The organism is Malonomonas rubra DSM 5091, from assembly GCF_900142125.1.
In the GTDB taxonomy this organism is placed as follows: Bacteria; Desulfobacterota; Desulfuromonadia; order Desulfuromonadales; family Geopsychrobacteraceae; genus Malonomonas; species Malonomonas rubra.
On sequence record NZ_FQZT01000035.1, the window covers coordinates 1 to 6,493 of the forward strand.

9 protein-coding genes and 1 pseudogene are annotated in these 6,493 nt (G+C 47.7%); 7 read left to right on the forward strand and 3 right to left on the reverse strand.

Features of this window, described 5'->3' with window-relative positions:
* The 6 genes and pseudogenes from BUB13_RS18350 to BUB13_RS18375 form a co-directional block, all read left to right on the forward strand.
* A pseudogene (locus tag BUB13_RS18350) lies at window positions 1-321 on the forward strand (integrase core domain-containing protein); the annotation flags it as partial.
* Window positions 322-658: 337 nt separating this feature from the next.
* Window positions 659-865: a LapA family protein gene (locus BUB13_RS18355; protein ID WP_072910210.1), complete on the forward strand. Its 207-nt coding sequence runs from the start codon at window positions 659-661 to the stop codon at window positions 863-865.
* A gap of 68 nt (window positions 866-933) precedes the next feature.
* Window positions 934-1,434, forward strand: coding sequence for a nucleotide exchange factor GrpE (locus BUB13_RS18360; RefSeq protein WP_072910211.1), 501 nt, complete (start codon window positions 934-936; stop codon window positions 1,432-1,434).
* 78 nt (window positions 1,435-1,512) lie between these two features.
* Window positions 1,513-2,475 carry a DnaJ C-terminal domain-containing protein gene (locus BUB13_RS18365; RefSeq protein ID WP_072910212.1) on the forward strand — a complete coding sequence of 321 codons (963 nt, stop codon included), beginning with the start codon at window positions 1,513-1,515 and terminating at the stop codon, window positions 2,473-2,475.
* 55 nt (window positions 2,476-2,530) lie between these two features.
* Entirely contained in the window at window positions 2,531-2,917 is a 387-nt protein-coding gene (locus tag BUB13_RS18370; RefSeq protein ID WP_072910213.1) for a chaperone modulator CbpM, read from the forward strand.
* 84 nt (window positions 2,918-3,001) lie between these two features.
* Window positions 3,002-4,225, forward strand: coding sequence for an MFS transporter (locus BUB13_RS18375; RefSeq protein ID WP_072910214.1), 1,224 nt, complete (start codon window positions 3,002-3,004; stop codon window positions 4,223-4,225).
* 84 nt (window positions 4,226-4,309) lie between these two features.
* On the opposite strand, the gene BUB13_RS18380 is transcribed toward BUB13_RS18375, so the two are convergent.
* The 3 genes from BUB13_RS18380 to BUB13_RS18395 form a co-directional block, all read right to left on the reverse strand.
* Window positions 4,310-4,525: a GSU3473 family protein gene (locus BUB13_RS18380; protein ID WP_072910215.1), complete on the reverse strand. Its 216-nt coding sequence runs from the start codon at window positions 4,523-4,525 to the stop codon at window positions 4,310-4,312.
* Between the two features lie 356 nt (window positions 4,526-4,881).
* Window positions 4,882-5,496 (reverse strand): response regulator transcription factor, encoded by a 615-nt coding sequence (locus BUB13_RS18390; protein WP_072910217.1) that lies wholly within the window; start codon window positions 5,494-5,496, stop codon window positions 4,882-4,884.
* Between the two features lie 187 nt (window positions 5,497-5,683).
* Window positions 5,684-6,124 (reverse strand): Hsp20/alpha crystallin family protein, encoded by a 441-nt coding sequence (locus tag BUB13_RS18395; RefSeq protein WP_072910218.1) that lies wholly within the window; start codon window positions 6,122-6,124, stop codon window positions 5,684-5,686.
* A 143-nt stretch (window positions 6,125-6,267) separates the two neighbouring features.
* Here BUB13_RS18395 and BUB13_RS19205 point away from each other — a divergent pair.
* Window positions 6,268-6,493, forward strand: a 226-nt coding sequence (locus tag BUB13_RS19205; protein WP_208610207.1) for a hypothetical protein, incomplete at its 3' end; no start/stop codon positions are given.

Genomic DNA, 6,493 nt, shown 5'->3' on the forward strand with positions numbered 1-6,493 from the left:
ACAATGAAGTACCGCCCGGAATATCCTTCTCGTCCATTTGCAACGGAGCAGGACGCGCAGAAATGGGTGGATGCCTTTGTTCACTGGTACAACACTGAGCACCTACACAGTGAGATCCGTTTCGTCACCCCAGATGACCGACATTACGGGCGTGACACTGCAAAGCTGAAGAACCGAAAGAACGTTTATGAACAAGCGCGGGAGAAGAATCCGGAGCGCTGGGCAAGACAGATCCGTAACTGGACACCAATAGAGATCGTTCGACTAAACCCTGAACGAAAACGGCCCTCCGAAGAGGGCCTGAAATCAGAAGCTGCTTGAAAAGGTTGAGGCGACAACTACCTTGACACCCGCCGGGTCCGGCCGGAATTTCATTTTCAAAAACGTTTTCCCGACTTCTGAAAACCTCATCTCTCCATTATAGGGCTCTAAGCTCGCAGAGAAGCTCTGATAGATTAGAGCCATTAGAAACTAAAACGAACCCTCTTTTCTTAAACCATCAATCACAATCCTTCTGGCTTTAATTGGGCTAGCAACCTGATAAGCTTTAAATACCTCAATTTCGCCGACTAGGAGAGAAGTCTTGTGTCTGAACGGCGGTTTGAAAGCTACCAAGTTGCACCCATCGGCTAATCTGAATTAGCAAGGAGGCAATCGGATGTTTAAGGCTAAATGGACTGCTGTCGGTATTATTGCCGGGTTGCTCGCCATACTGTTACTGCAAAATACCGAGCCGGTTGAAACCCGGATTTTCTTCACTTCACTGATTATGCCGCGAGCATTCTTGTTGTTTATCACTGCCTCCCTCGGATTTTTTTGTGGCGTCATTTTGACCCTCATGCTGGTAAAAAAAAGAAAACCGTAGACCGTGCGAAAGTTTAATAAACAATCGGAATTTGACCTCTTAAACAACTGGGCTGAAAAGGTGTGATGATGACTGATGAAATTCAAATAAATACAGATTGTTCCGGGGATGGGGTTACGGAAGATGATAATCAGCGAACGAATGAGGGTGCCGTCTGGAAAGAACGATATCTGCGCCTGCTCGCCGACCTAGAGAACACTAAAAAACGACTGGCACGCACCTCAGCCCAAGAGATCGAGGCGCAAAAGGCAAGCTTGTTGAGAGATGTTTTGCCCGTTGCTGATGGCTTGGAACTCGCCTTGCGGCATTCGTCGCAGGATGAGGATAGCAGAAATATTTTGCAGGGGATCGAAATGAACCGGAGCCTGTTGGGGAAGTTTCTTAGCAAATACGATGTCGCAGAGATGGACGTTCTGGGTCAGCCGTTCGACCCCGGTTTGCATGAAAGCATAGGCATGGTCCGGTGTCCCGGTGTCGCCCCAAACACCGTCGTAAGGGTTGAACAGAAGGGTTATCTGCTCAGCGGAAAGCTGTTACGGCCGGCGCAGGTGCTGATCGCATCGCGTTGAGTCGAGAGTCTGGACCTGGCGCTAAACCTTGCGTCTGAATTATCGTGGCCCGCCAGGATGCGACCCAATGGAGGCAGTATGGAGTATAAGGATTATTACAGTATCCTGGGGGTAGATCGCAAGGCGGACGCGAAGGAGATCAAAAAAGCCTACCGCAAGCTGGCCAGAAAGTATCACCCAGACGTCAATCCGGCCAATAGTGATGCGGCGGCCAAATTTCAGGACATAAACGAGGCCAACGAAGTGCTCTCTGATCCTGAAAAACGCAAGCAGTACGACCGCCTGGGTTCCCAGTGGCAACAGTACCGACAAAGCGGTGGAAAGCCCGAAGACTTCAACTGGAGAGAGCGGGCGGCCGCAGGCCAACAGAACTACAGTTATCGAACGGTCAATCCCGAGGAATTTGAAGAACTGTTTGGCGCTGGCGGTGGATTTTCGGATTTTTTTACCAATCTGTTCGGCGGCGGAGCCCGACAGCAAAGCCGTGGCGATACGGGCGACCAGAAATCTTATCAACAGGTACGAGTGCAGCACGGCGGGGATTTCGAACATACACTTAAGGTGAGCCTCTATGAAGCCTACCACGGGACCAAACGGGTATTGGAATGGGAGAACGGCCGAAAAATTGACGTAAAAATCCCTCGTGGTGTCAAAACCGGGTCCCGGGTCAGGGTCAAGGGGCAAGGAGGGGCTGGCACAGGAGGAGGTCGTTCGGGAAACCTGTATCTGACCATTGAAGTTATGCCAGACAAACGATTTCTCCGCGACAATGATGATCTGAAGACCATTGCCTCAGCAGATCTCTTTACGATGATGTTGGGCGGAAAGATCAAGGTTTCCGGCATCGACCGCACGGTAAACCTGCCTATCCCACCTGAAACCAGTAACGGTCGGGTTTTCCGGCTGCGCGGGTTAGGGATGCCGAAGATCAAACATCCAGACCAACGCGGAGACCTGTATGTCACCGTGGAAACGGTTCTGCCGCAAAAACTGACCGATAAAGAAAAGCAACTGCTTGAGCAGTGGAGGTCGATGCGTTAAGCGAAGCGTTCGTGTCCAGTTGTGAAATTGCTGCCCGACCGGTGAGGAGTAGGCTATGAAAAAATATCCGATTGCAGTTTCTAGCAATGATCCTGATGTTCACTATGAATATCGGCTGGTTGCCCGCATGATCAGGGTATCCGAGGAGTTCATTCTCCGCTGTGAGCACGAAGAACTGGTCACTGCCCATCCGATGTTGCATGGCGCAAAAGGCTTGAGTGCTGCGGAGGTCAGCAAACTTAAACTCATTCGCTATCTGCACAAAGAGATGGGACTTTCCCTGGATGCCATTGATTTAGTGCTACGTTACCGAGAGCGAGTCAAGACGATGGAGCGTCAGCTTGATGAAATGGAGCAACGACTCCGAAGAAAAGAACAGGAACACCAGGCTGAGGTCCTGATGCTTTGCCGGCGGATGGCCGAGTTGATGGATGAAGTGTAGTGTAGGCTCATTTTTTTAGCTTCACTTCATTTCACTTCTAGACGAGAAGGAAAGCAAGCACATTTTTTTTCAGCAGAAGTGACCATGGTGAATATCCTCATACTTTTTGTTGCCTTATTTGCGTCCACCCTCACTCTTATGCTGAGCGTAGGAATGCTCGGAACCCTGCTCGGCCTGCGCATGACTCTGGAGGGATTTACTCACCTCCAGACCGGAACAGTTCTGTCAGGGTTTTACTTGGGGTTGGTGATCGGATCATTTATATGTCCATCAGTTGTTCGCAGAACAGGCCATATTCGTAGTTTTGCCGTCTTTGCGGCAATCAACACGGCAACAGCTCTAGTGTATCCGATGTTGGTGTGCCCATCCGTCTGGTTTCCAGCTCGGATTCTTTCCGGCATTTCAATGATGGGGATCTATATGGTTGTTGAAAGTTGGCTAAACGATCAGACCGAAGCCCAGATGCGAGGCAGGGTGTTCTCAGTGTATATGGCCATCTGCTTTTTGGGGTTGGGATTCGGTCAGTTCCTGCTTAACTTGGGAGATATCCGTCGGGATCAGCTTTTTCTGATCGTTGGAATGCTCTCAGTCATTAGCCTGATCCCCGTCTCGATGACTCGTTCCTTATCACCGAAACTTCCTGAGACCACCTCTCTAAAACTGAGAGACTTAAGCCACAGAGCCCCGATGGGTTTACTAGGTGCTTTTACTTCGGGGATCATCGCAGCAGCCTTCTACAGTCTAGCTCCGGTCTATGCAAGCCAGTCCGGCATGAACCTCCAGAATGTCACCTTGTTTATGGGAGCTACTATTATCAGTGGTTTTTTGATGCAATGGCCAGTTGGAAGTCTTTCTGACCATTTTGACCGTCAAAAGGTTCTTGCTGTTTTGGCGCTCATGATTGGGGCATCGAGTATTTTTCTTATTTTAACGACATCCCAGGAGATTACATTGCGGCTTCTGGCAGGAAGCTTATATGGCGGGCTGGCATTTACCCTCTATCCGATCTCTGTGGCCCACACGAATGACAGAATCGAAAATACAGAGATCGTTGCCGCAAGCGCCGCCATGATTCTTTTTTACGGACTCGGGGCCTGTATCGGACCTGTTGCCGCTGCTCTGTGTATAAAAATTTTTGGTCCTGACGGGCTGTTTATACTGACCTCCAGCACAACAGCTCTCTTCTTGATTGCAGTATGCCTTTATATTTATTTTGAAAAGCCTAAAAAGGAAAAAACGGTTCCCTTTGTCCCAGTCCCAAGAACTTCCCCTGTTATTTCCTCTCTTCATCCCCACGTAGAAGAGTGAAGGGCACGAAGCAATTAAGACTATACCAGTATTTGGCAAGGCCCTTTATTACGACAACCACAAGCACTGATTATTTTTCAACTTCTAGTACCAGTAACCTTGCGGGTAAATTGTATGCTTACGCCGATCTTTTTTCACATGTCGAGATTTGCTTTTTGTACGCATTTTATCGCGGCCGACGATAACCCAACCAGCTGTTCTTTTAAAAGACATTATTTGTTTCGTCACAATCAAATATTGCAGTTCATCTCTTGTTGCATTGCGTTCTCTACCATCATTGAAAACCACGGGAATCATCATAAGCATTCCTCCCTTAGATTGTCTGACTTCACAACTTCAGCAACCGTCGGTGGGTTAATAGCCTTATCCTGATCGAGCAAGGATATGATGCCCTCCCTTGTTTTCAAAGGCAGAATTTCCCAGTAATCTGACGACTGCAAAAGTCTGAAGTCTGCTAAAAAACTTCCTCGTTTCTGATTCAGGCGGCACTCAGAATTCACAGCTCTTTCCTCTTGTGTTTTGAGGCTTCGCAAAACAGTACAAAGTTGAATTTTTGCAGATTAGCAAGATATTTCAATGCTCTGAACGTCGTGATCGGCTATCTGTTCGGATTAGTACATAAGGATTGGAATGGTAGCCGAAATGGTTTCCGCTGATTAGTTCTTCGGGGGATTGTCCTGCTGAGTGAAACAGACCAACTGGGTACGGTTACTGACATTTAGCTGCTTAAAAATACGGCTTATATGTGCTTTTATCGTATGTTCGCTCAGGCAGAGCTTTTCACCGATCTGCCGATTACGGTAGCCCTGGCAAATAAGTTGGATAATTTTTTTATCTTGCGGGCTGAGTTTTTTGACCTCTCCGTTTTCTGTCATTGCATTGTTTCGCTTCAGCAAAGCTTTCAATTGTTTCTGATCGACCCAGATTTCCCCTTGGTCAACAACACGAATTGCTTTGTGAAACATTTCAATGGTCGCCTGCGTAGAAATGACGCCTCGCACATTGGAGCTGACCAGCAGGTTTGAAATTTCCTGATCCTGCAGACCGGTATCTAGCAGAATTGGCTTTGCCTCCGGGTACGTTTCTAGCCAAGTTGCCAGATCCTGATTTGCGTCGAAAAAAATAATATCCGGGGCTTCACTCAAAGAGCATTTGGCTAGGGAGACACGGCTTGGAGAAGAATATTCCTCAATGACTCTCTTCAACCCTTCAGCAAGGATATTATTACTGAGAACGATCAGAATTCTAATCGGCTCTTTTTCTGTAGACACAACAGCTAGCCTTCCTGAAAATATTTATCAGATTTCAAAAACACTTTTAATGATACCGCTGTCTGCTGGTTCCTCAAGAATAAATAACCTTTTAGTATGCAAAAGCAGAAACCTGTCTGGGTAAAGGACAAAAAAAGGGGCAGATTAAAAATCTACCCCCAGAAAAACAAAGCATAAAAAATCTTTTCTAATGGATTTTTACCTCAATCTGCTTCGATTTTTCCGCTTGTTTTTTCGGAATCTGCAGATTCAGGATACCATCTTTGAATGTCGCTTCGACATGATCCATCTGCGTGTTTTGCGGCAGGGTGAAACTCCTGCTGAAGCTGCCGTAACGGCATTCCACACGATGGAATTTGCGCCCCTTTTCTTCTTTTTCCTCCTTGCGTTCGCCATGGATGGTGAGGACATTGTCCTCAATGTTAATTTTGACGTCCTCGCGCTTGATGCCCGGAATTTCGGCTTTTATCAGGAAATTATTATCGGTTTCACTGATATCCACCCGAGGTGCCCATTCCTCATCCAGCGTGGGAAGTGTTCCTTGAATCTGTCGTCGCAGTGGCCAACTCAAAGCACGATCGAAAAATTCATCAACATCTCTTAACGGATCCCATCTTGTTAATTTCATAACCTGCTCCTTTTGCAATTTGCGGACAACACCGATGCTGGCGAACCCCACAGTTGATTCGTCAGTATGTTGCCCCCCGTGTCAGGATAGTTGTCGCCTCTAACTGAACTCCAAAACAAATCATTGGGGCAGTTCGGAGGAACATGTATTCTAAAGCGTATCGGGCCATGATCATTCAGAAGGCGATTGGCCCCAATGCTCTTCCCATTGCAGAATTGGCAGAAGAGTTCGACGCCTCTCTTACTTCTATCTACAGATGGATGAAAGCCGCTGCTGCAGAAGAAAACGAGTGTGTCGAACCGGAGAACGAACCTATTTGCTTGCCAGTGCCGACCACGATGAAACGACCACAAGACTGGAGTCCCGAAG

What these genes read in the sequence shown, in the direction of transcription:
- BUB13_RS18365 (WP_072910212.1), top strand. Translation starts at nt 1,513, where the DNA reads ATGGAGTATAAGGATTATTACAGTATCCTGGGGGTAGATCGCAAGGCG.
- BUB13_RS18380 (WP_072910215.1), bottom strand. Translation starts at nt 4,525, where the DNA reads ATGATGATTCCCGTGGTTTTCAATGATGGTAGAGAACGCAATGCAACA.
- BUB13_RS18370 (WP_072910213.1), top strand. Translation starts at nt 2,531, where the DNA reads ATGAAAAAATATCCGATTGCAGTTTCTAGCAATGATCCTGATGTTCAC.
- BUB13_RS18395 (WP_072910218.1), bottom strand. Translation starts at nt 6,124, where the DNA reads ATGAAATTAACAAGATGGGATCCGTTAAGAGATGTTGATGAATTTTTC.
- BUB13_RS18375 (WP_072910214.1), top strand. Translation starts at nt 3,002, where the DNA reads ATGGTGAATATCCTCATACTTTTTGTTGCCTTATTTGCGTCCACCCTC.
- BUB13_RS18355 (WP_072910210.1), top strand. Translation starts at nt 659, where the DNA reads ATGTTTAAGGCTAAATGGACTGCTGTCGGTATTATTGCCGGGTTGCTC.
- BUB13_RS18360 (WP_072910211.1), top strand. Translation starts at nt 934, where the DNA reads ATGACTGATGAAATTCAAATAAATACAGATTGTTCCGGGGATGGGGTT.